The organism is Solilutibacter silvestris (assembly GCF_050574925.1).
Lineage (GTDB): Bacteria > Pseudomonadota > Gammaproteobacteria > Xanthomonadales > Xanthomonadaceae > Solilutibacter > Solilutibacter silvestris_A.
In genome coordinates this window covers 25,232-48,546 of sequence record NZ_JBCMOO010000004.1, presented here as the reverse complement: position 1 = coordinate 48,546, position 23,315 = coordinate 25,232, and the positions used below count along the sequence as shown (strand labels likewise).

Here is a 23,315-nt window from a genome sequence, read left to right as displayed (position 1 = left end):
CATCTCGTCCCCCCTCAGGAACTCAATACGTCTTGCTGTAGACCTTGATCAGATCGTTGCGGAAATTGCTGTTCTTGTTGTTCGGATTTCGCAAGTGTTTGGTTGGGACGAAGGCCAGCATGTAGACATTGACAGTGCGGTCATCGACCTCAAGCGCGATCGTGGGATTGCCGATGCTCACGCCCTCCGCCACTTCTTCCCGCGGCACGTTGTGGCGGATCATCCGATCCTTGAATATCTCGGCCATGTCAACTATGGCGTGATGCGAGCTTCCATCCTTCGACACCCAATCCAGCACTGCCGGCGGCGGGAAATTGGCGATCGACAATTCTGCGGACTGAAAAAAATTGGCATGGTCGTAGCCATAGGACTGCCATGATCGCTGCGGTTCGTCCCAGTGGTGCGGAAAACCCGAATAGACGATCTTGCAATCGCGGGTGTTGAAGCACTGGGCAGAAAAGTCATGGCGCAAAAACCGCAACGGCCAGTCCTTGACGGTATTGGTGAAGTCATCCGACGACGAAGCGCTGCCGGGAGACATGTGGTCGGTTGGTGCGGTCATGGCGGAAGAACACCCCTGTGTGGCCAGCAGGAACGCGGCGATGGCGGACAGACTGCCCCGGCGGCCTGAATGCGATATGTGACGGCTGTCGCGATTCCCCATGCCGGAAAACTCGCATGGCCGGAGAGGCCTGTCAATCGGGATCCTCCGGCGGCAGGGCACAATGGCGCGTCCCGATCCCGCGACTCCAAGCATGGCAAAACTCTCCCGCCCCCACCATGAAGGCCACCGCAGCGACAGCATCGGCTGGTTGCGGGCGACGGTACTCGGCGCCAATGACGGCCTGATTTCCACCAGTTCGCTGCTGATCGGCGTGGCCGCTGCCGGGGCGTCGCCGCGTGCGCTGGTGATGACCGGGGTGGCCGGGCTGGTGGCGGGGGCGTTGTCGATGGCGGCGGGCGAGTACGTTTCGGTGAGCTCGCAGGCCGATACCGAGCGCGCCGATACCGAGAAGGAGCGGCGCGAGCTGGAGGAGATGCCGGCCGCCGAGCTCAAGGAGCTCACCCATATCTACATGCAGCGTGGTCTGTCGCGCGAGTTGGCGATGCAGGTTGCCGAAGAGATGACCGCGCACGATGCGTTGGGCACCCATCTGCGCGACGAGCTTGGCATCGTCGGCCATCTGTCGGCGAACCCGGTACAGGCGGCATTGGCTTCGGCCGCGGCATTCTCGGTCGGTGCGTTGTTGCCGATCGTGGTGGCGTGGCTGTTCGCCGGACAAGCCAGCTTTGGCTGGATCCTCACCCCCGCGACATTGGTTTTGCTTGCCGTGCTCGGCGCGCTGGCTGGCTGGCTCGGCGGTGCATCGAAATGGAAGGGCGCCATGCGCGTGCTGTTCTGGGGGGCGGCGGCGATGGCGGCGACGGCTGGCATTGGCCATTTGTTTGGTGTGGCAGCCGGCTGATCTCTGCGCCTGAGACGGCGCCGACTACACTGCCTCCATGCCCGAAGTCTCCACACTCATTCTCATTCTCCTGGTCGCGGTGGTGGTCGCGATCGTTTTGTTGGTCATGTTGCTGTTGCGCAAGCCCAATGCCGGTCTCGCCAATCTCCGCGACGATCTCGAGCGCGCGCTGCGTGACGAACAGCGCGAGGGCCGTGGCGAGTTGCGCGATTCGCTGGAGAAACAGACGACGGCGCAGTCGCATCACCAGCAGGCGTTGTCGCAAAACATCGGCGACCTGACCGAACGCACCGATCGCCGCCTCGACGAATTCCGCATCGCAATTGCCGAGGATGGACGCAAGAGCCGCGAGGAACAGCGCGGCCAGCAGCAGCAATTCTCGCAGGCGTTGTCGGACCGGCTGCGCGATCTTTCCGAACGCAACACCCAGGTATTGGGCGAATTGCGCGCGACGCTGGAAACCCAGCTCAAGGCCCTGCAGGACGACAGCGCCAAGAAGCTGGAGCAGATGCGTGCGACGGTCGACGAGAAACTGCAGAGCACGTTGGAGACGCGCCTCGGCGAATCGTTCCGACTGGTGTCCGAGCGGCTGGAAGCAGTGCAGCGCGGGCTTGGCGAGATGCAGCAACTGGCGACCGGCGTCGGCGATCTCAAGCGCGTGCTCACCAACGTCAAGACGCGCGGTACCTTCGGCGAAGTGCAACTGGGCGCCTTGCTGGAACAGGTGCTGACGCTGGAGCAATACGCCGGCAACGTGGTGACGCGGCCGGGTAGCAGCGAGCGCGTCGAATACGCGGTGCGCCTGCCGGGCGGACAGGAAGGTGGAACGGTGTGGCTGCCGATCGACGCCAAGTTTCCGCACGAGGACTACGAGCGCCTGCTCGATGCGCAGGAACGTGCCGATCTTGGCGCAGCGAACGATGCCGGTGCCGCGCTGGAACGGCGCATCCGCGACGAGGCGAAGAAGATCCGCGACAAATACGTCGAGCCGCCGCACACTACCGATTTCGCTTTACTGTTTCTGCCGACCGAAGGCCTGTACGCGGAAGTGCTGCGCCGCCCCGGCCTGTTCGACCTGCTGCAACGCGAACTGCGCGTCACTCCGGTCGGGCCGACCACGCTGCTGGCGGTGCTCAACAGCCTGCAGATGGGCTTCCGCACCCTGGCGATCGAGAAGCGTTCGAGCGAAGTGTGGCAAACGCTGGGCGCGGTCAAGAACGAGTTCGGCAAGTTCGGCGCTTCACTCGATGCGGTGAAGAAGAAGCTCGCCGAAGCCAGCAACAAGATCGAGGAAACCGGTGTGCGCAGCCGCGCGATCGAGCGCAAGTTGCGTGGCGTGGAAACCCTGCCGCAGGACGGCGAGGATCAATCGCTCCTTGGATTCGACGGCGTCGATCCTGACCGCGAGTGATCAGTCCGGCTTGGCCGGCGCCGGTGTCGTCTGCAGGTAGTCCGGCAACTGCGACGAAGCATCCGGGTTGTTTTCGCCCCAGATCTGGTAGTTGCGGCGCTGCCACCAGGCATCGCGCAGCAGGCGGTAATCGTCGACCGCGCCTTCGCGAAGCGCGTCGGTGGACAGCAGTTGCGCGCGGATGTTGACCACGTTGATGGTGCGCAATGCCACTTGTCCGACCACGCTGCGGCTGGCGGGCAGCGGCGTCAGCGGGATGTCGCCGACCATGCCGGCGGCATCGCGCACGGTGCGCGGTCCGAACACCGGCAATTCGAGATAGCGAGAATTCTTCCAGCCCCAGGTCGCGAACGTCTTTCCGAAGTCGTTGCTCTTGTCGGGGATGTGCATCTTGGTGGCGACATCGAACAGGCCGCCGATGCCGAAGGTGCTGTTGACCAGGAAACGGAACAGCGAGTTGCCGGCCTGCGAGGGCCTGCCCTGCAGCAGCGAGTTGACGATGTTGCTGGGACCGGTGATGTTGTGGAAGAAGTTGCTGACACCGGTGCGCAGCGGACGCGGCACGACGTGCACATAGGTCACCGCGACCGGATGGATCATCGCGTGGTCGACCGTGCTGTTGATCGCGTGCATCTTGCGGTTGAACTTCTCCCACGGATCCCAGGGCTGCAATGCGCCCTGCGCGACCGCGCCGGCATTGACGCCCGCAGCATCGCCATAGAGCGCCTGGAAATCGGCATCGGCACTGGTGGCGGGCGCGGCATTTCCGGTCGTTGCATTTTGCGCTGGCGCTGCCGGGGGGTCCGCAACGGCAGTGGCTGTCGAGGCAGGCAACGTTGCATCCGCGGCGGCAGGCGTCGCCGTTGGTGCAGCGGGGTTGTCCGCCTGCGCAGGAACCACGGTGCCGGTGGATGCGGCATCGGGACGGGTGCCGCCCTGCTGCGCGCAGGCCGACAACGCCAGTGCGAACGCGGCGACAAGGATTCGGGGCAGGGCGCGGGCGTGGATCATGACGATACGAAGCAGTTGGGGGTCAGCGCTCGAAACGCAAGTGGTCGTCGAGGCGATAGGCGATCCGCAACTCCTCGTAGCCTGCGGGCGTCCCGGTGAGCGCGGCCTGCGGATGATTATCCGCCAGCCAGCCGATCAGGGCGATGCCGGCGCTGTCGATGCGCGGGACGCGGGTCAGGTCGATCGTCGAGATCGCGCCGGCCTTGGCCAGTCGCGGCCACAGCGCGGCCAGTGCCGGACGCAGCAACGCCCCGTCGAAGACGAGGCGTCCATCCTGCAACTCGACACTGGCGGCCGAATCGGTCATTTCGACTTGGTACTGGCCTGCATCTGGCCGCTGGCGAGATCCGCCGCCACCGCCTTGATGCCCTTCTGCGCCAGCGGGGCATCGAACTGGTTGCGGAAGGTCTGCACGAAGGACACGCCTTCGACCATCACGTCGAAGACCTTCCATTGGCCGCCGACCTGGTGCATCAGGTAGGTCACCGGTACCGGATCGCCGCCGCCGCGCACCAGCTCGCTGTTGACGCGCACGCCGAGGCCGTTCGGCAGCGCCGCTTCCGACTTCACGCGCGGCGTCAGCTTGGTGTTGAAGTCGAGCAGCGAGGAGCCGTAGCGCTGCATCAGGTTGTCGCCGAGCGCGGTCGAGAATGCGCTGACATCGGCCGGCGAAGCGCCGCGGGCGTGACGGCCCAGCACCAGTTTCGCGGCGTAGTCGCGATCGAACATCTGGTTGAATTCGCTGTTGACGTAGGCGCGCAGCGCGGCGCGGTTCTTGGTGAATTCCGGACGGCGCTTTTCCAGCGTCGAGATGACGCGCTGGCTGTTGGACAGCACCATTTGGCTCGGCACGCCGAGTTGCGCGCTGGCAGCGGCAGCGGGCTGGGCGGCCGTGGCGATCATGGGCGTGGCGATGGCCAGCGTCGCGGTAGCGATGGTGAGCGTCGCGGCGGCAAGGACATTGCGGATCATGGCTTGGATTCCTGTGTGGATTTGGCGTCGGTGGACGCAGCCGGCGCATCATTGCCCGGCTTGGCACCACCGCCGCTGAACATGTATTTGCCGACCAGCTGGAGCAGGTCGACCGCCGGCTGGGTGAAGGCGATCTCGCCGCCCGGCTTCAGCACGTTGGGGTCGCCGCCCGGAGTCAGGCCGATGTAGGACTCGCCCAGCAGGCCACTGGTGAAGACGCCGGCAGTGGTGTCGGCCGGCAGGTCCTTGTACTTCGACTGCATGGCGAGGGTGACCACGGCGTCGTACTTCTGCGGATCGAGCTGGATGTCCGAAACCGCGCCGACGGTGACGCCACCGATCTTCACCGGCGCCTGCGGACGCAGCTGGCCGATGGCCGAGAAGTGCGCCTTCAGCGGATAGGTGCCGTTGCCGCCGATGCCGAACTTGCCGTTGGTGGAGGCGAATGCCAACACCAGCAAGGTGCCGAGCGCGAGCAGCAGGAAGGCGCCGACGGCGAATTCGAGGCGTGGGCCGCGAATGCTCATGGCCGAATCTCCAAGTGATACTTCTTTGTTGATTGAATGCTCATCGGAACATCAGCGCCGAGAGCACGAAGTTGAACATCAGCACCAGCAGCGAGGCGTTGACCACCGCGCGGGTGGTGGCCACCGAGGTGCCCTCGATGGTGGGTTCGGCGTGGAAGCCGACATGGGCCGAGACCAGCGCGGCGGTCGCGCCGAATACCGCGGCCTTGAGGAAGGCCGGCAGGAAATCGTGGCGGACGTCGACCGCATCCTTCATCACCTGCCAGAAGGTGCCGCCATCGAGGCCGATCACGTGCACCGATTCGAACCAGCCGGCGGCGATCGCGGCCGAGCAGAAGAACGCGACCAGCAACGGCACCGCAAGCACCGCCGCCCAGAAGCGCGGCACCACGACCTTCGCCACCGGATCGATCGCCATCAGGCCGAGCGCGGTGATCTGGTCGGTGGCGCGCATCAGCCCGAGTTCGGCGGCGATCGACGAACCGGCGCGACCGATGAAGAGCAGTGCGGTCAGCACCGGCGCCAGTTCGCGATAGAGGCCGAGGCCGAGCATCGCGCTGACCTGGTTGCTGGCGCCGTAGGTATCGAGGGCGCGATAGCCGAGCAGCGTCACCGACAGGCCGACGAAGGCGCCGCCGACCAGGATGATCGGCAACGAGCGCGCGCCGATCTTGTAGATCTCGCGGACGAACTCCGCGAACATGTCGCGGGTCGGCGGGAACGTCGCGCGCAGCACGCTGGCGGCGAAAAGGCCCGCCTGCCCCAGCGAACGCAGGATGTCGGTCACCGGCGTCATGCCGCCACCGGCCGCGCCGCGGCATCGAAGGGAATCGGGCCGTCCGGTGCGCCATCGAGGAACTGGCGGACGAAGGGATCGTCGCTGGCCTGCAGTTCCGCTGGCGTGCCGGTGAAGACGATGCGGCCGTCGGCGATCACCACCGCCTGGTCGGTGATCGGCAGGGTTTCGTGCACGTGGTGGCTGACGATGATGCTGGTGAGTCCGAGCGTGGCGTTGAGGCGCGCGATCAGGCTCATGATCACGCCCGACGCGATCGGGTCGAGGCCGGTCAGCGGTTCGTCGTAGATCATCAGCGGCGGATCGAGCGCGATCGCACGCGCGAGTGCGACGCGACGGGCCATGCCGCCGGAGAGTTCGCGCGGAAACAGCGGGGCAGCATGACGCAGGCCGACCGCGTGAAGCTTCATCGCCACCAGCCGATCGATCACCGGCGCCGGCAGATCGGTATGCGCCTGCAGTGGCAGCGCGACGTTGTCGGCTGCGGTGAGGTCGGTGAGCAGGCCGTTGCCCTGCAACAGCACGCCGACCTGCTTGCGCAACTCCAGCAGTGCGCGGCGGTCCTGCGGAACGGGGTAGCCGAACAGTTCGACCGTGCCCGCGCTGGGCGCGAGTTCGCCAGTGAGCGCGGCCAGCATCGTCGACTTGCCGCTGCCCGACGGACCCAGCACGGCAGTGACGCTGCCGCGCGGCACGGTCAGGTTGATGTCGTCCAGCACCACGCGGCCGCCGCGCATCAGGCGCAGGTCGGTCAGCTGGACGGCAGGGGCGGCAAAGTCGCGCACGCGTATATAGATGGAATTCCCCGAAGCGTACAGAGTGCGTCGGGCAAGCTGAATGGAACCCCGCCGGTCCATGTGCCACGGATCGATGCGAACGCCCGGCAGGTCTCAATTGCCGCGGGCGATCTCAATAAATGCGATATCGCTCCGGCACAATGCCGTCATCGATGAGCCACGCCGCCGCACCCGACTTCCGCCTCTACCACTCGAACGCGCTCGACGTGCTGGCGGGATTGCTCGCGGACGCACTGCGGTCACCGGCGGAAGGGCAGTCGCTGCTGGCGCCGGACACCATCCTGATTCCGCAAGCCGCGATGCGCCGCTGGTTGCAGGCGACGCTGGCGCAACGCCACGGCGTCGCCGCCAATCTGGAATTCCTCACTCCCGGCGAATTCGTCGCGCGCGCACTCGAAGCCAACCTCGGTCCGATCGACGACGATCTCGATGCGGCGACCCTGCGCTGGCGCCTGTACGCGGCGCTGCGCGATCCGGCATTGATGGCGCGGCCGGCGCTTGCGCAACTTTCCGGTTATCTCGCCGATGGCGACGTGGTGAAGCCATGGGCGCTGGCTGGTGAACTCGCCAACGTGTTCGAGAAATATCAGGCGTGGCGCCGCGACTGGCTATTGCGCTGGGAAGGCGGCGCCGATCCCGAGGATCCGCAGGCGATCCTGTGGCGGGCGGTGGCCGAGGGGCATTCGCACCGCGCGCGGCGCATCCAGGACTATCTCGCCCGTTACGCGAATGGCGATGCCTTGCCGTCCGGGTTGCCCTCGCGATTGTTCGTCTTCGCCACGCTCAACGTCTCGCCCGACGTGTTGCGGGTGATCGCGACACAGGCCCGCATCGGCACATTGCATTTCTACCTGCCGACGCCCAGCGCGGAATACTGGGGAGACCTGCAATCGCTCGGCGCGCGCCTGCGTGCGGGCGAGGACCCCTTCGCCGACGCCAACGAGAATCCCCTGCTGCGCGATTGGGGCGCGGCCGGCCGCGATTTCATGGCCCTGCTGGGCAGCGGCGAGGTGGTGCATCCCTCTGGCGAGATCACCGCGTATGCCGATCCCGCGGAAGGTGGTGGCGACCTGCACGACAGCCTCCTGCGACGCATGCAGGGCGATCTCTTCCATCGGCGCGCCGCACAGGCCGGTGGCGAACGCATCGCCGACGATCCCAGCCTGCAGTTCCACGCCTGCCACACCCGCCTGCGCGAATTGCAGGTCTTGCACGATCGCCTGCGCGCGCTGCTGGACGACACACGGTTTGATCCGCCGCTGCAGCCGCGCGAGATCGCGGTGATGGCGCCCGATATCGATCCCTACCTGCCCTATCTCGATGCGGTGTTCGGTGGCCAACGCCAGGGCGATGCGATTCCCTATGCCGTCGCCGACGCCAGTCCATTGGCGGAGGAAGCGCTGGCCGAAGTGTTCCTGCACCTGCTGGCATTGCCGACCTCGCGTTTCGGGCTGGAGGAAATCCTCGACCTGTTGGCGAGCGCGCCCCTGGCCGAAGCGGCGCAACTCGATGCCGGCGACTTCGAGCGCCTGCATGCGTGGTTGCAGGATGCCGGCGCGCGCTGGGGCATCGATGCCGCGCATCGCGCGCGCAATGGCGCGCCGGCCGATGACGCCTACACCTGGCAATTCGCGCTGGACCGCATGTTGCTCGGCCACGCCAGCGGCAGCGACGCCGAGATCTCCGGCGTCGCGCCGTGGGCGGAGCTGGAAGGCAGCGCGCTGGATGCGCTCGATGTCGTGTTGCGGTTGCTGCGCGTGCTTGCGCGTCATGAACGCCTGTTTGGCGAGGCGATGGCGCCGGCGCAGTGGCGCGAACACCTGTTGGCGTTGCTCGATGCCTTGTTGCCGCGACCGCCCGCAACCGCGCAGGGACAGCGCGCGCTGGACCGCTTGCGCACGACGATCAATGCATTTGCCGAACAGGCCGGGCGCGCCGGTTACCTCGAAGCGATCCCTGGCGAAGTCGTGCGCGCGCATTTCACCGCCGAGCTGGGCGAATCCGACACGCGTGCACCGCTGCTGACCGGCGGCGTCAGCTTCGCGCGGATGGTGCCGATGCGCCTGCTGCCGTTCCGGGTGATCTGCCTGCTCGGCATGAACGATGGCGATTTTCCGCGTCGAGATCCCGCGGCCGGACTCAACCGCCTCACCGCCGAGCTTGGAAGCAACAGGCGCCGGCGCGGCGATCGTTCCACCCGCGATGACGACCGCTTCCTCTTCCTGCAATTGTTCGCGTCCGCGCAGGACGTGTTCTATCTGAGCTGGCTGGGCGCCGATCCGCGCGATGGCAGCGCGCGCGAACCGTCGGTGCTGGTGACGGAACTGCTGGCGATGGCGAAGGCATACGGTGAGCAGTCCGCGGAGCGATGGGTCCTGCATCATCCGTTGCAGCCGTTCTCGCCGACGGCATTCGGTGCCGGCGACGACCGCTTCTTCAGTTATCGCGACGATTGGCGGGCGGCAGCCACGACTCTCTCCACGGCACGGACGCGGTTGGCGCCGTGGATGGACGCGGCGATCGCGTTCGCGCCTGTCGCGGAGAAAGAAAGCGAGCTGTCGCTGGATGCGTTGCGGCGCTTCCTGCTGGATCCGGCCAGGACCTTCCTGGAGCAGCGGTTGCAGGTGCGCCTGCCCGAGATCGAGGAGACGGGCGAGGACATCGAACCGTTGCAGGCGCCAGCGGATGGATTGCAGCGCCATCGCCTGCAGCGCGAGGTGTTCGATGGCGTGCTCGCGGGAACGAGCGCCCCGGTATTGCAGGCGTCACTGCGCGCACAGGGCCTGTTGCCATCGGGTGCGCCTGGACGCCGCGTGCTGGACGAACTGGTGGCGGAAATCGAGCCGTATGCGCGCGCGTTCAAGGACTGGCGGGGCGATGCCGCGGCGAAGCCTTTGATGGCTGAAGTCGATATCGATGGCATCCGCTTGCATGGACGCATCGCCGATGCATACCCGCAAGGCATCGCGCGGATTCGCCTTGGCGCACCGAACGGGCCGTCTTCGATCCGCAACGGCCTCGACTGGTTGTTGGCCGCTGCTGCGGGCATCGACCTTCCCTTCATGGAATTGCACGACGACAAGGACGCGGGTATCGGCCTGCATCCGCGCGCGCCGATCGATCGTGCCGTCGCCGTCGACGCCTTGCGTGCGCTGTTGGCGATTCGCGAAGAAGGTCTGCGCCGACCGCTGCCGTTCGCGCCCTATAGCGGGTGGGAACTGTTCCGGGACGAAGACCGGCAACGTGGCGTGCGTGCCGCCGCATCCAGATGGAACGGCAACAGCAGCGGTCGTGGTTGGGCCGAAGGCGGCAGCGAAGTCTTGCGACTGGCATTGCGCGGACGCGACCCCTTTGCCGATGCCGTGGCCCTGGGCGATTTCGTGCGCCTGGCCGGCACGATCTACGGCGCGGTGACCAAGGCAGTGCCGGTATCGATCGAGATCGACGGCATCGCGTTGCCGGAACGCGACGATGCGGAGGATCCGGCATGAGTATCGAAGCGACGCGCGATCCCTGGCTGGCGTTGCCGCTCGATGGCGTGCGCCTGATCGAGGCTAGCGCCGGCACCGGCAAGACCTACACCCTGGCGACGCTGGTGACGCGGTTGGTGGTCGAGCGCAGCCTGCGCATCGGCGAGATCCTGGCGGTGACCTACACCGAAGCGGCGACGCAGGAATTGCGCAAGCGCATCCGCGAACGATTGCAACTTGCACTCGATGTGCTGGACGCATCGCCGGCCGGTGCTGAAACGCCGGACGCTGCGTTGACGCGCGCGATTCTCGACGGGCATCTCGCTCAGGGCACGGAAAGCCGCGATGCGCTGCGCCTGCGTTTGCGCCAAGCCGTGCTCGAGACCGATCTTGCCGCCATCTTCACCATCCACGGTTTCTGCCTGCGCGTGTTGCGCGAACACGCGCTGGAGGCAGGGCGCGTGTTCGACGCTCCGGAACTTCTGGCCAGCGATCGCGACCTGCGCGAGGAAGTCGCCGCCGATCTCTGGCGCGCACATGCCGTCGATGACGACGCGATGAATGATCTTGCCGCGCTATGGGGCCAGGGCCATGCCGCGCTGGCAGACGATCTGCCGGCGTTGTTGCGCGAGCCGATCCTGTTGCCGCCGGAACACGCCTTGTCGGAGGATCCTGCGCCTGCATTGCGCGATGCCGCAACCGTGTTGTCGGAAGCGTTCCGCCTGCACGGCGAAGATTTCCGTGCCGCATTGCTGGCGGCGCTTGCCGACAAGATCCTCAACGGCCAAAGTTACAAGGCGGACTGGATCAATGCGCTGTTCGATGCGGCGATGCGGTGGGCCGGCTCCGGGGATGTCGGTATCGCGTTTGAACACGACAAGCTCGCCAACCTAACGCGCGAAGCGTTGCTGGCGAAGACCAACAAGGCGCAACTCGGCAAGACGCCGGATTCGCCGTTGTGCGCGGTGATTCCGCCTTATCTGGATGCCTTGCAGGCGCAGGACGAATACGTCGTCCGGCGCCGTGTCATGTTGCTGCATCGCATCCGCGGCGACGCCCGCCTGCGCATGGCCGCACTCAAGCGCCTACGCCGCGTGCAAACCTACGACGACCTGATCGACGGCGTCGCCGACGTGCTCTCTGGCCCGAATGGCGAGTTGCTGGCGACGCGACTGCGCGCGCAATACAAGGTCGCGCTGGTCGACGAGTTCCAGGACACCGATGCACGGCAGTGGGCGATATTCGATCGCGTCTTCGGTGGGGCCGCGTTGAAAAACGATCGCGATCGTGGAGATCCGGCCAACGGGCATAGCCCGTCGGCGCTCGAAAGCGCGCGAACCAGTGGTTCGCAAGCGCGCTTTCTCGCCCTGATCGGCGATCCCAAGCAGGCGATCTACGGCTTCCGTGGCGGCGATGTCCACGCCTACCTTGCTGCACGCGCAAGCACGGAGGAAGCGCCGGCGTTGTCGCACAACTTCCGCTCGCGGCCGTCCGTGCTGGCTGCGATCGATGCGATGTACGCGCAGGCGGGCGACGAGGCTTTCATCGATAAACGTATCGGCTTCCATCCGGTCGAGCCGGGCGGTTCGATCCATGATGACGATTTCCTTCGCAACGACAAAATCGCGCCGGCGTTGACCTTGTGGCAGGCGCCATCGCCGCCCATGGACGCCAAGGACAGGCAGAAACCGTGGAGTGCCGGCGAATCGCGCGATCTCGCCACCCGCGCCTGTGTCGCCGCGATCCACGGCGTGCTGTCCGATGCACGCAGCGGCAAGGCCTTGCTGAAGGATGGCGATGGCATGCGCGCAGTCCAGCCCGGCGATATCGCCGTGTTGGTGCGTTCGCATTTCGAGGCGACGATGATCCGGCAGGCGCTGGCCGAAGTCGGCATCCCCGCCGTCGCTGCCGGCAAGCTGAGCCTGTTCGCCACGACCGAAGCGCGCGAATTGCATGCGTTGCTGCTGGCGCTGCTGCACATCGGCGACGATCGTCGCCGGCGCGCCGCGCTGTCGACGGTACTGGTGGGTGCCGATGCCGTGACGATCGAACGACTGGACCACGATGCTGCCACCAGTCATGCGCGACAACAGGATGCGCAGGCGTGGCGCGAACGCTGGGATCGTGCCGGCACGCTTGCACTGGTCGGCGACCTCGCCGCGGGCGCGGCCGAGCGCCTGCTCGGCCTGTTCGATGGCGAACGCCGGCTCAGCAACTACCTGCAATTGGCCGAACTGTTGCAGGAGGCGGAGCCGAATGCGCTCGGCCTGCATGGACTGGTCGATTGGCTCGAGCATCGCATCGCCGATGCCGACCACAACGACGAAACGCAATTGTTGCGCCTGGAATCCGATGCGCGACGGGTGCAGATCGTCACCCTGCACAAGAGCAAGGGCCTGGAATATCCGCTGGTCTTCCTGCCGTTCGCCGGAATCGGTCGCAAGGAATCGTCACCGGGGCGGCATTGCGTGGTGCACGATGAGAACGATGGCCGGCGCCTGCATTGGAAACTCGATTTGCCCGAGGCGCAGTGGGATCAGGCCAAACAGCAGTGGCAGGAAGATCAGCGCGCCGAAGACGCACGCCTGTTGTATGTCGGCCTGACCCGCGCCGAACACGCACTGTGGATCGCCACCGGTGCGTTCTACAACCACGACAAGACCGCATTGGCGAAGATGCTGCGCCATGTCGAGATGCTTGCCGACGTCGACGGCATCGTGATCGATGACGAGTTGTCGCAAGACGATCTGCCACGCCTGCCGCCGGAGAACGATGCCGAAGTGCCGGCCGCGCGCAAGGTCGCGCGACATCTCGTCAACGACTGGTGGGTCTACAGTTTCAGCCAGTTGGCGAAAGCCGACGCCGGCGATGCCAGCACCTCATCGACATTGCCCGCCAATGGCGGCAACGACGAGCCGGACACGGCGGAAGACGTGGTCGATGACGGATACGATCCGCGCTTCGCGGGCAACCGCTACGGTGTCGCCCTGCACGCTGCATTCGAGCATGCCGATTTCGCCGCATGGCGCGATTGGCGTGCAGGAGATATCGCGCCGATGCGCGAAGCCGACATCATCGCCAGGGCTCTGCGCGATGAGGGTTACGGCGCCGACGTGCTGGATGAAGGCGTCGCGCTGACGACACGGCTGGTCGGCCAGACGTTGACGGTCGGAATGCCGGAAGGCGTGCGCCTGTGCGATATCCCGGCAGGCCAGCGTCGCCCGGAAATCGAGTTCCAGTTCGCGTTGCAGCCTGTGCGCGTCGACGCGATGCTGGAATTGCTGCATGCCCATGGCGTGGTCCGCGATCGCCACGGTTTTGGCCTGCGCCAGCGGCTGGAAGGCCTGATGACTGGCCTCATCGACTTGACCTATTGCGTCGACGGCAAGTGGTACGTGCTGGATTACAAATCCAACCGCCTGCCGGCGTACGACGGTGCGTCGCTGCAGCGCGCGATGGCGCACAGCGAATACGACCTGCAGGCATTGATCTATACCCTGGCCCTGCATCGCTGGCTGCGCTTCCGCCTCGGCGCGGCTTACGACTACGACCGCGATTTTGGCGGCATCCGCTATCTGTTCTGTCGCGGGCTCGATGCCACGCGCAGCGACTCCCCGGGCATCTTCGCCCAGCGTTTCGCACCGGAACTGGTGCATGCGCTCGACGCCCTGTTCGGTTACGTCGCCGCGGGAGCCGCGGCATGAGCCTGTTGCGCGCGTTGCGACAGAGTGGAGCGTTGCGGACACTGGACGATGCGCTGGCGCAAAGCCTGCGTCGCCTCGACCCATCAACGCCGGACGACGTGCTGGCCGCGGCAGCGCTGGCGTCGCTGGCGGTGGCGCAAGGCCACGCCGCGTTCGATCCGGTGCAACCGCGCCAATTCGTCGATGCCGACCTGCCATGGCCGGACGCTGGGGCATGGCTGCAGGCATTGCAGGCATCGGGCCTTGTCTCCATGCCGGAATTTCCGGAAACGGAATCAGTCGCCGCGCCGCTCGTCCTCGAAGGGGGTTTGCTCTACCTGCGTCGTTATCGCGAATACGAACGGCGACTGGCCTTGGGGTTGCAACGCATCGCCGCGCAGTCGCTTGAAGGCGATAAGGCGGCCATCCAATCATTGTTCGCGACGCTCTTCCCTGATGCGGCGAATGGCGATCTCCAGGCCCGCGTTGCCGAATTGGCCTTGCAACGCGCGCTGGTGTTGATCACCGGTGGCCCCGGAACCGGCAAGACCACCACGATTGCCCGCTTGCTTGTCCTGCGCATCGCCCAGGCGATCGCTGCCGGCAAACCGGCGCCGCGCATCGCGCTTGCTGCGCCGACGGGCCGTGCCGCCGAACGCATGTCGGAAAGCCTGCTTCGCGCCGCGCGCCAGCTGGAAACATCGGGTGTCGATCGCGATCTGCTCGCGGCCTTGCCGTCCACCGCCAGCACGCTGCATCGGTTGCTCGGCACCATCGCGGACACGGCACGCTTCCGCCACGATGCCGACAATCCGCTGCCTTGCGACATCGTGGTGGTGGACGAGGCTTCGATGGTCGATCTGCCGCTGATGTGCAAGCTGGTCGAAGCCGTCGCCGATGGCGCGCAATTGATCCTGCTCGGCGATGCCGACCAATTGCCCTCGGTGGAAGCCGGCGACGTGCTGTCGGCAATCCTCAGTGCCGACACCCTGCGCGATCATCGCGTCCATCTGCGGCGCGGCTGGCGCCAGAGCGCGGCATTGCAGCTGGCGCCGCTGGCGGAAGCCGTGCGCGAGGGTGCGTCCGCGGAAGCGCTCGCGTTGCTGCGCGGCGGCGGCCTGTCCAACGTGCATTTCCACGAAGGCGTCGACGATCCGCTGCAGGCACGACCACGGCTCCTCGAACACTGGCGTGCACTCGCCTCGCTGGATGATCCTGCCGAAGCGCTGAAGCATGCCAATCACCTGCGCCTGCTCACGGCATTGCGCGAAGGCCCGCAGGGCGCACGCGGACTCAATGCGCGGATCGAGGCGTCGCTGTCCGGTCGTCGCATCGGCACGCCACCGGCCTGGTTCCCCGGGCGGTTGCTGCTGATCACCCGCAACCATTACCAGCAACGCCTGTTCAATGGCGATGTCGGCATCTGCCTGCCGGACGAACACGGCGTGCCGCTGGCATGGTTCGCCGGCGAAGGCGGCGTGCGCGCCTTCCATCCGGCGGCATTGCCCGCGCATGAATCGGCATTCGCGATGACCGTGCACAAGGCCCAGGGCAGCGAGTTCGACGAGGTCTGGCTGCAGCTGCCGCGCGCGGACAGTCGCGTCCTCAGTCGCGAACTGTTCTATACCGCGATCACCCGCGCCCGCGAGGTGCTGCACATCGCCGGCAGCGCCGAGGTGATCTCCGCCGCATTGTCGCGCCATGCCAGCCGCGTCTCGGGATTGGGCCGTAGACTCTCCGCATTTTCCACACACCAGGAACCACAATGAGCCAGCGCAACGCAGACGACATCGACTTCCGCATCGTCGGCCACGACATGCAGTTCGTCGAAGTGGAGCTTGATCCGGGCGAAAGCGCGGTGGCCGAAGCCGGCGCGCTGATGTTCAAGGATTCCAGCGTGCAGATGGAAACCATCTTCGGCGACGGCTCGCAAGGCAGCGGCGGCGGCCTGATGGACAAACTGCTGTCGGCGGGCAAGCGCGTCGTGACCGGCGAAAGCCTGTTCACCACCGTCTATACCCATACCGGAAGCGGCAAGGCCAAGGTGGCGTTCGCGGCGCCGTATCCGGGCACGGTGCTGGCGCTGAAACTTTCGGATCTCGGCGGTCGCCTGATCTGCCAGAAGGACAGCTTCCTCGCCGGCGCCCGCGGCGTTTCGCTCGGCATCGCCTTCCAGCGCAAGATCCTCACCGGCCTGTTCGGCGGCGAAGGCTTCCTGATGCAGAAGCTCGAAGGCGACGGCTGGGTGTTCGTCCATGCCGGCGGCACGCTGGTGGAGCGCGAGCTGGCCGCGGGCGAACGCATCGATGTCGATACCGGTTGCGTGGTCGCCTATACCGGCGGCGTGGACATGGATATCCGCCGCGTTCCCGGCCTCAAGAGCATGTTCTTCGGTGGCGAAGGCGTGTTCCTGGCCACGCTTACCGGTCCCGGCAAGATCTGGCTGCAATCGCTGCCGTTCTCGCGCCTGGCCGGACGCATGTTCGCTGCGGCGCCCCAGGGTGGCGGGCAATCGCGCGGCGAGGGCTCGGTGCTCGGCAGCCTCGGGCGCATCCTCGACGGCGACAATTCGTTCTGATCGCCACGCGGTCGCCGCGTTACCATTCCCGCATGGACGAATCCAATTCCCCCGACCAGCGCCACGGCGTCGCCCGTGCCGATGCCGAAGCCGCCGTGCGCACCCTGCTGCGCTGGGCTGGCGATGACCCGACCCGCGAAGGCCTGCTCGACACGCCCAAGCGCGTGGTCAAGGCCTATGGCGACTGGTTCAGCGGCTATGCCATCGATCCCGACGACTACCTGCAGCGCACCTTCGAGGAAGTCGAGGGCTACGACGAGATGATCGTGCTGCGCGACATCGAATACGAAAGCCATTGCGAGCACCACATGGCGCCGATCATCGGTCGCGTCCACGTCGGTTACCTGCCCAAGGGCCGCGTGGTCGGCATCAGCAAGCTCGCGCGCGTGGTCGAGGCCTATGCCCGGCGCTTCCAGGTGCAGGAGAAGATGACCGCGCAGATCGCCCAGTGCATTCAGCGCGCGCTGCAACCGCAAGGTGTCGCAGTGGTGGTGGAAGGCGCGCACGAATGCATGACCACCCGCGGCATCCACAAGCGTGGCGTCAGCATGCTGACGTCGAGCATGCTTGGCACCTTCCGCGAGGACGCCCGCACCCGCAACGAATTCCTCGGCTTCATCCAGTCGGGCCGACGCTGAATGGGGTGAAGCTTCGTTCAGTCAGGGCACTTGCGTCCTTGTATGCTCTGCGCGAGATTTGCTCAGGAAAGACTTGATTCGCAGGGGAAAGCGTGATGACCGGCAAGAATGGAAAGCAAAATCCGGGCACCGTGGCCGAAGCGGCCACCGGTTCCGCCAGCCCGCCTGGCGAGCACAAGATGGAGCAGATCCGCGAGCTGATGTTCGGCAGCGTGGTCCGCGACTTCGAACGTCGTCTGGGCGAGCTCCATGACCGCTTCGAAGCCGAATCCGCCCGCATTCTTGCCGATGGCCAGAAACGCGTCGCCGAGCTCGAAGCGCGGCAGGCCGCGAACATGGAACGCCTGCAGAACCAGCTGCGACAGGAATCGGCGGCCCGCACCGGCGCGCTTGAGGACGTCGACAGCCGCTTCAGCCAGTCCCTGCGCACGCAGTCGAACGAATTCACCGCCGCCCTGCAGCGCCACGAAGACGACGCCGTCGCCAGCGAAGCCCGGCTCCGCGAAACGATGGCAAGGCTGGAAGAACAGCTGACACAGGCCTTGCAAGGCGCCAAGGAACAGTTCGCAGCCGGCCATCGCCGCCTTGGCGACGAAAAGGTGGCGCGCGAGGACATGGCCGACATGCTGGCGGAACTGGCGCTGCGCCTGCGCGGCGCGGATGGTAGCGGAAACAGCTGAGGCGCCCGCCATGAGCGGCGACTACGACCGACTGCGCCATCTGCTGGTCGATACCGAGAGCAATCGCCTCGACGCGCTCGAAGAAAAGCTGGACGGCGCCACGGCGGAATTGGGCCGGGTCCCGGACATCCTCGCCGAGGACATCGAACAGAACCTGCAGGACGGGCGGCGCACGCGACTCGGCGATGCCCTTGCGGAAGCGACCACCGGCTCGCTGGAGCTGGCGGTACGCCGCAAGCCGGAAACGGTGGTGAATGCCGTCTATCCGGTGATCGGTCCGGCGATCCGCCGCTCCATCGCCGAAGCCTTGCGCGAAATGGCGGACGGTTTCGACAGCTCCATGCGCGAGACCTTCAGCCTGCGCGCGCTGCGTTGGCGTTTCGAAGCGTGGCGCACCGGCATTCCCTATGCGTGGGTGGTGTTGCGGCATACCACGCGATACCAGGTCGAACACCTGTTCCTGATCGAACCGGAGAGCGGCCTGCTGCTCGGCCATGTCACCGCCGAAGGCCTGCCCGAGCTTGATGCCGATGCCGTGGCCGGAATGTTCACAGCGATCAACCAGTTCGTCCGCGATTCGGTATCGGTGGACGGTCGCGATGGCGGCATCGGTTCGGCGATGGTCGGTGGTTACCACCTCGCGGTCAGCGAAGGCCCGCATGCCCGTCTTGTTGCCTTCGTGCGCGGCGTTCCCGACCAGCATTTCGGCGTTCGCCTCGACGAAACCAACGAAGCGCTGCACGCGTACCACGGCGGCCAGCTGGGCCTGGATGCCGGCATAAACGATCCGGAACGCACCTTCATCGACCAATCCCAGCTGGAGGCGTTGAATCCGCTCGACCAGCCGCAGGCCGGTCAACAGCAGGGACAACGCAGGATTGCCTCTCGCGTGCTCGGGGTCATTGCCGTCGTGGCGCTGATCTACGGGGTGCTGCAGCTGCGCTGGTACCTGCGGTCGTCGGCACTGCATGAACATCTGGCGGCTGAGCCGGGGCTGCTGATCACCGGTTGGGACGACAGCCATCGCAACAAGCTGGTGATCGACGGCTTGATGGATCCCCAGGCCGAAAGCGCCAAGGCATGGGTTGCCGCACATGCCGCTGACGTTGGCGTCACCTGGAACGTGCGACCGTATGCTTCGCTCGAGCCGGCCATCATCCGTCGTCGTGTCGCTGGGCGTCTGGGTTTGAATGAGGCAAACGTGGAATACCGACAGACTGAAGGATCGGTCCGATTGCGCGGCGAAGTGCCGTTCACGCAGTGGTATGCCGCGACACAGCCGGGCGCCGTGCAACTGGATTCCGCGCGACTCGATGCCAGTGGCCTCGCCTATCCGGGAAAGCCGCAAATCGATGCATTGATCCAGCGCATCGAATCGGCACAGGTCACCTTCGACAGCGGGACCGCGCAGCCCAGCACCGGCATGGACCAGAAGGTCGGCGATCTGATGCATGACATCGACGCGCTGGTGGCGGAAGGCCAGTCGCGCGGGATTGCATTCCGCCTCAAGGCCTCCGGTTTCACCGACGAAGCGGGCAGCTACGAACAGAACCGCAGCCTGCGCCAGCAGCGTTCGGAATGGCTGGCCACGCGCGCGATGAAGGCGCTCAAGTCGCCATCGACGGTCACCATCGACCAGTCCGCCATCTATATCCTGCCCGGCTCCAGCGTGCGAGCCACGTCGCTCACCGTTGAACCTTTCCCGGCAAAGCCATGAAATCGATTTCCCGCAAAATCATCCTTCTTGGCGATTTTGCCGTCGGCAAGACCAGCACGGTCGCGCGCAGCGTGCGCAACACCTTCTCCGATTCCTACCTGACCACGGTGGGCGTGCGCGTGGACAGCAAGGCGATGACGCTCGACGGCGATCTGCAGTTGCGACTGGTGCTGTGGGACATCGCCGGCGCCAATGCGCTGGACCAGCTGCGCAGCAACTACGTGGTGGGTGCCCAGGGCATCTTGCTGGTGGCCGATGGCACGCGCGAAGACACCGTGGACACCGCGCTGGGATTGCGCGACCAGGCGTGGCGCCTGCTTGGCCGCCAGGTCCCGAGCGTATTGATGCTCAACAAGTCCGATCTCGCCGATGCATGGACGATCTCGCAGGACAGGATCCGTGAATTGCAGGTGCAGCTGCCCACCTTCACCAGCAGCGCCAAGTTGGCGACCGGGGTCGAGGAAGCATTCGCCGCGCTCGTGCAGGAGCTGATGTCGTGATGGCGAAACGCCAGCGCGCACCTGCTGGCATGGCAGCGCGCGACGAGAGCATGCTGCCCGTCGTGGTCACGCTCAATGCGAACGACGAGCTTGTCGATGTCGTCGGCGACTTCGAATCCTTCGTGGCCGAAGGCGACACCACCGACGCCGTGGTGGCGCGCCTGTCGATGCTTGCGTACGGTGAAGGCGGCTTGCCCGAACGCCTGGGCGCGGTCGAGGTCTCGGACAACCATTTCGCCGACATCAACATGTTCCTGGAGGACGAGTTCCGCCATTTCGTGTTGCGCGACGTGTCCGCGGCCATGCGATCGTTGCGCGCGCGCCAGCAACTCGGCCACGAAGCCGAACTCGAGCAGTGGCGCATCTCGAAACCGACGGACAGGAAGACTCCCGGTAGTGCTGGCATTTTTCCGCGGTCGGACCGGGTCTTCCGGCAGGGCGCGGGACTGTTCGAGATGGTGTCGGCGGAAATGCGCGAATCGTTGCTGCTGCTCACGGGACATGTCCAGCTCCTGGCGCGCCGGTTGCAGGACAATCCCGCCTTGCTGGCTTCGGTGGCGGCGATGCAGCATGCGGTGATGCGCCTCGATGCGTTGTCCTCGAACGCGATGATCGGCCTGGGCGAAATGACGACGGGCAAGGACCAGCGCGGCAGGATCAACCTCGACGGCCTTGCGGGATTCCTGCAGGACTCGTTTGCGCTCCAGGCCAGCATGCGCGGGATCATCCTCGAACTGCGGGTTCCGGAAAAGCCGGTCCTGATCGAAGTGGACGACCTGGCCTTGCGCAGGCTGCTGGTCAACCTGATCGTGCATGCCCTGGATGGCATGGATCGCGGCGAATTGCGGGTCCAGCTGAGGGCGAAGGATGACGAGCTCGAAATCGAACTCGAAGCCGAGCCGGGCGGATTGTCGGTGGCGCGCTTCGGCGAACTGGTGACAACCGTCGACCTGCTGCATTCCAATGCGCACGGGAACCTCCTGCTCGCCGCCAGCCAGACGCTGCTGCAGCGGTTGAATGCCGACATCGAATTGGTCGAACGCGTCGAAGGTGGCCATCTGCTCTGGGTGCGCATTCCGATCGCGATCGGGACCGCCGAAGCGACGGATTCCGTGGTGGCAAGGCCGGAGGACGATGCCCTGGACGCACGGCTGGTCACCGTCTCGCTGGCCGATCGCGGATTGGCGCAGCGCGTGATCGCCATGCTGCGGACCCAGGGTGTCCCGGCCATCGAAATCGGGACGCTTGGGCGCATCAAGGCGCTGGCGCGCAACGGCGATCTGCGCGCCGCGGTGGTCGCGGACAATGGACAGGATGCAGCGGCATTGGTCGGGCATCCGATGCTGGTCGTGGCGGCAAGCGACGACGGGCGGGATGACGATGGCTGGACGCACGATGGCAGCGTGATTCGAGTGTCCGCGACGATTGGTGACGAAGCTTTGCGGGAAGCGCTCGATACGATGCTGATTGGCTGATGGGGCAGGGATGATCCAGATTGATGACATGGCTACGTTCGTCGCCGTGGTCGAAACCGGCAGCGTGACTGCGGCGGCCAACCGGCTCAATACCACCAAGTCGGTGGTCAGCCGGCGTCTCAGCGATCTGGAAAGAGAGCTCGGCACGACGCTGACCGAACGCAGTGCGCGTGGCGCCAGAACCACCGAGGTGGGCGCGGTCTACTACGCGAAGTGCCTGCGCATCCTCGAATCCATCTACGCCGCGAACGATTTCGTTGCCGGGTTCAACAATGTCGTGTCCGGACCGTTGAAGCTCGTCCTCTCGCGCACCATGCACGACGGATTGATCGAATCCGCGCTCAACCGGTTCGTGCTCGAGCATCCCGAACTGGTCCTCCAGATCGATGTTCCGGGGCCGGCAGGCTTGGCCGAACTGGATTTCGACGCCGTCCTTCAATCGGGCGAACCTGAAGGCGCCGACCTGATCGCGCGCCCGCTGTTCGAATTCACCAACGTGATTTGCGCGAGCCCCGACTACCTGCAACTTCGTGGCATTCCGCAGACGGCGGACGACATGGTCGACCACGACGTATTGCTGGACGCCACGAGCGGCATGGAAGACTGGTGCTACCTCACCCACGGGAAATGGACGGCGCTCAGGTTCCGGACCCGTATGTCATGCAGGGAGCCCAGGCAGTTGCTCTCGGCGGCACTGGCGGGCGTCGGGCTGTACATGGCGCCGGAGTCCATCGTCGCCGGACTTGTTTCCGCAGGACGGCTGCAGCGCGTCCTTCCCGAACTCACGCTGCCGCGCAACCAGTTCTCGGTCTTCTATCCCCGCAGCAGGCGGACATCGAGGAAGGTCCAGTTGCTGCTCTCGTTCCTGCGGGATGCATTTGAGACCGAAAGTGCGATTCCGGTTTCGGACTGAACCTTGCCCGTCATTGCCCTCGCGTTGAACTGCACGGTGCAGTAAGCGGCAAGTCGGCGGAATCGCTTTTGCGATCGCCGTTCGCGATACAGGAACGGCAGGTTCCTGATTTTGATCTTGTTCGAGGATCAAATGAAAGCGATAGTTTGAACTGGTTGGAAGTCGCATTTGGAGCCTCGGGGGAGATCTTCCCGATACGACTTCCACAACCACTCTTCGCCTGAACCCCCAGGCAAGAGCGCCGGCCTGAAGTTACCCCTTTTTCTTCAGCTCCGGTAGGTCCGTCGCCTTCCAACAGCGGCGGGCCTTTTTTATGCGCGTACGAAACAGATAGTTTCCCGCGAAACAAAGCCTTTCAGCGCGATTCAAGGAAACCTGACTGACACGTTCACCGAGGAAATCTCTGAAACGTGATGTCGTTCAGAAATTAAGAATTGCCCTGATTTGCCATCGAACACACGGAACAAACGAGATAAAACCTGCATTACACGCGCGAAATTGCGGATGCAGTTCATGCTTCAACGTTCCCTGTTTCTGCAGTTCGTGAAACACGAACAGACAGTTCGTGTTTGAAAGCCGAATTTGCGAGTGGCCTTCTGAAAAATTGATGGCTCAGGAGCTGGACGATCACGGACAGAGTGGTGGTGCCTTCCTGGAATCTGTTTTGAACAATCGGGAAGG

The 23,315-nt window shown here is 65.3% G+C and carries 18 protein-coding genes and 1 pseudogene; 12 read left to right on the top strand and 7 right to left on the bottom strand.

Features of this window, described 5'->3' with window-relative positions; translation table 11 throughout:
- Positions 1-22: 22 nt before the first annotated feature.
- The gene (locus ABE093_RS09640) at positions 23-664 is read right to left on the bottom strand and encodes a hypothetical protein (RefSeq protein ID WP_430760676.1); all 642 of its coding nucleotides are present in this window, start codon (positions 662-664) and stop codon (positions 23-25) included.
- A 91-nt stretch (positions 665-755) separates the two neighbouring features.
- Between ABE093_RS09640 and ABE093_RS09635 the strand changes: the two genes are divergently transcribed.
- Positions 756-1,466 carry a VIT1/CCC1 transporter family protein gene (locus tag ABE093_RS09635; protein ID WP_430760675.1) on the top strand — a complete coding sequence of 237 codons (711 nt, stop codon included), beginning with the start codon at positions 756-758 and terminating at the stop codon, positions 1,464-1,466.
- A gap of 37 nt (positions 1,467-1,503) precedes the next feature.
- The gene (locus tag ABE093_RS09630; protein WP_430760674.1) at positions 1,504-2,877 is read left to right on the top strand and encodes a DNA recombination protein RmuC; all 1,374 of its coding nucleotides are present in this window, start codon (positions 1,504-1,506) and stop codon (positions 2,875-2,877) included.
- On the opposite strand, the gene ABE093_RS09625 is transcribed toward ABE093_RS09630, so the two are convergent.
- Genes ABE093_RS09625 through ABE093_RS09600 form a run of 6 tightly spaced genes read right to left on the bottom strand, consistent with a single transcriptional unit; the run spans position 2,878 to position 6,920 of the window.
- The gene (locus tag ABE093_RS09625) at positions 2,878-3,888 is read right to left on the bottom strand and encodes an MlaA family lipoprotein (RefSeq protein WP_430760673.1); all 1,011 of its coding nucleotides are present in this window, start codon (positions 3,886-3,888) and stop codon (positions 2,878-2,880) included.
- A 22-nt stretch (positions 3,889-3,910) separates the two neighbouring features.
- The gene (locus ABE093_RS09620) at positions 3,911-4,195 is read right to left on the bottom strand and encodes an STAS domain-containing protein (protein ID WP_430760672.1); all 285 of its coding nucleotides are present in this window, start codon (positions 4,193-4,195) and stop codon (positions 3,911-3,913) included.
- Positions 4,192-4,860, bottom strand: coding sequence for an MlaC/ttg2D family ABC transporter substrate-binding protein (locus ABE093_RS09615; protein ID WP_430760671.1), 669 nt, complete (start codon positions 4,858-4,860; stop codon positions 4,192-4,194). Before ABE093_RS09615 ends, ABE093_RS09620 begins: the two co-directional genes overlap by 4 nt.
- The gene (mlaD, locus tag ABE093_RS09610; RefSeq protein WP_430760670.1) at positions 4,857-5,387 is read right to left on the bottom strand and encodes an outer membrane lipid asymmetry maintenance protein MlaD; all 531 of its coding nucleotides are present in this window, start codon (positions 5,385-5,387) and stop codon (positions 4,857-4,859) included. Before mlaD ends, ABE093_RS09615 begins: the two co-directional genes overlap by 4 nt.
- Positions 5,388-5,427: 40 nt before the next feature.
- Positions 5,428-6,183: an MlaE family lipid ABC transporter permease subunit gene (locus tag ABE093_RS09605; protein WP_430760669.1), complete on the bottom strand. Its 756-nt coding sequence runs from the start codon at positions 6,181-6,183 to the stop codon at positions 5,428-5,430.
- Positions 6,180-6,920, bottom strand: coding sequence for an ABC transporter ATP-binding protein (locus ABE093_RS09600; protein WP_430760783.1), 741 nt, complete (start codon positions 6,918-6,920; stop codon positions 6,180-6,182). The genes ABE093_RS09605 and ABE093_RS09600 overlap by 4 nt, the downstream gene beginning before the upstream one ends.
- A gap of 212 nt (positions 6,921-7,132) precedes the next feature.
- Here ABE093_RS09600 and recC point away from each other — a divergent pair, with 212 nt between their 5' ends.
- The 10 genes and pseudogenes from recC to ABE093_RS09550 all read left to right on the top strand — a co-directional run bounded on the left by recC (position 7,133) and on the right by ABE093_RS09550 (position 22,634).
- On the top strand, positions 7,133-10,471 hold the full coding sequence (gene recC, locus ABE093_RS09595) for an exodeoxyribonuclease V subunit gamma (protein WP_430760668.1): 3,339 nt from the start codon (positions 7,133-7,135) through the stop codon (positions 10,469-10,471).
- Positions 10,468-14,154: a UvrD-helicase domain-containing protein gene (locus tag ABE093_RS09590; protein ID WP_430760667.1), complete on the top strand. Its 3,687-nt coding sequence runs from the start codon at positions 10,468-10,470 to the stop codon at positions 14,152-14,154. The genes recC and ABE093_RS09590 overlap by 4 nt, the downstream gene beginning before the upstream one ends.
- Positions 14,151-15,902, top strand: a complete 1,752-nt coding sequence (gene recD, locus ABE093_RS09585; protein ID WP_430760666.1) for an exodeoxyribonuclease V subunit alpha — start codon at positions 14,151-14,153, stop codon at positions 15,900-15,902. Before ABE093_RS09590 ends, recD begins: the two co-directional genes overlap by 4 nt.
- Before the next feature lie 11 nt (positions 15,903-15,913).
- Positions 15,914-16,711: pseudogene (locus ABE093_RS09580) on the top strand (TIGR00266 family protein); the annotation flags it as partial.
- A gap of 32 nt (positions 16,712-16,743) precedes the next feature.
- Positions 16,744-17,349 (top strand): GTP cyclohydrolase I FolE, encoded by a 606-nt coding sequence (gene folE, locus ABE093_RS09575; protein ID WP_430760665.1) that lies wholly within the window; start codon positions 16,744-16,746, stop codon positions 17,347-17,349.
- A 95-nt stretch (positions 17,350-17,444) separates the two neighbouring features.
- The gene (locus ABE093_RS09570; protein WP_430760664.1) at positions 17,445-18,029 is read left to right on the top strand and encodes a hypothetical protein; all 585 of its coding nucleotides are present in this window, start codon (positions 17,445-17,447) and stop codon (positions 18,027-18,029) included.
- A 10-nt stretch (positions 18,030-18,039) separates the two neighbouring features.
- On the top strand, positions 18,040-19,746 hold the full coding sequence (locus tag ABE093_RS09565) for a hypothetical protein (protein ID WP_430760663.1): 1,707 nt from the start codon (positions 18,040-18,042) through the stop codon (positions 19,744-19,746).
- A complete protein-coding gene (locus ABE093_RS09560) occupies positions 19,743-20,246 on the top strand; it encodes a GTP-binding protein (RefSeq protein WP_430760662.1) in 504 nt (167 codons plus the stop codon). The genes ABE093_RS09565 and ABE093_RS09560 overlap by 4 nt, the downstream gene beginning before the upstream one ends.
- Positions 20,243-21,721, top strand: a complete 1,479-nt coding sequence (locus tag ABE093_RS09555) for a sensor histidine kinase (RefSeq protein ID WP_430760661.1) — start codon at positions 20,243-20,245, stop codon at positions 21,719-21,721. The genes ABE093_RS09560 and ABE093_RS09555 overlap by 4 nt, the downstream gene beginning before the upstream one ends.
- 28 nt (positions 21,722-21,749) lie before the next feature.
- Positions 21,750-22,634 (top strand): LysR family transcriptional regulator, encoded by an 885-nt coding sequence (locus ABE093_RS09550; protein ID WP_430760660.1) that lies wholly within the window; start codon positions 21,750-21,752, stop codon positions 22,632-22,634.
- Positions 22,635-23,315 lie beyond the last annotated feature (681 nt).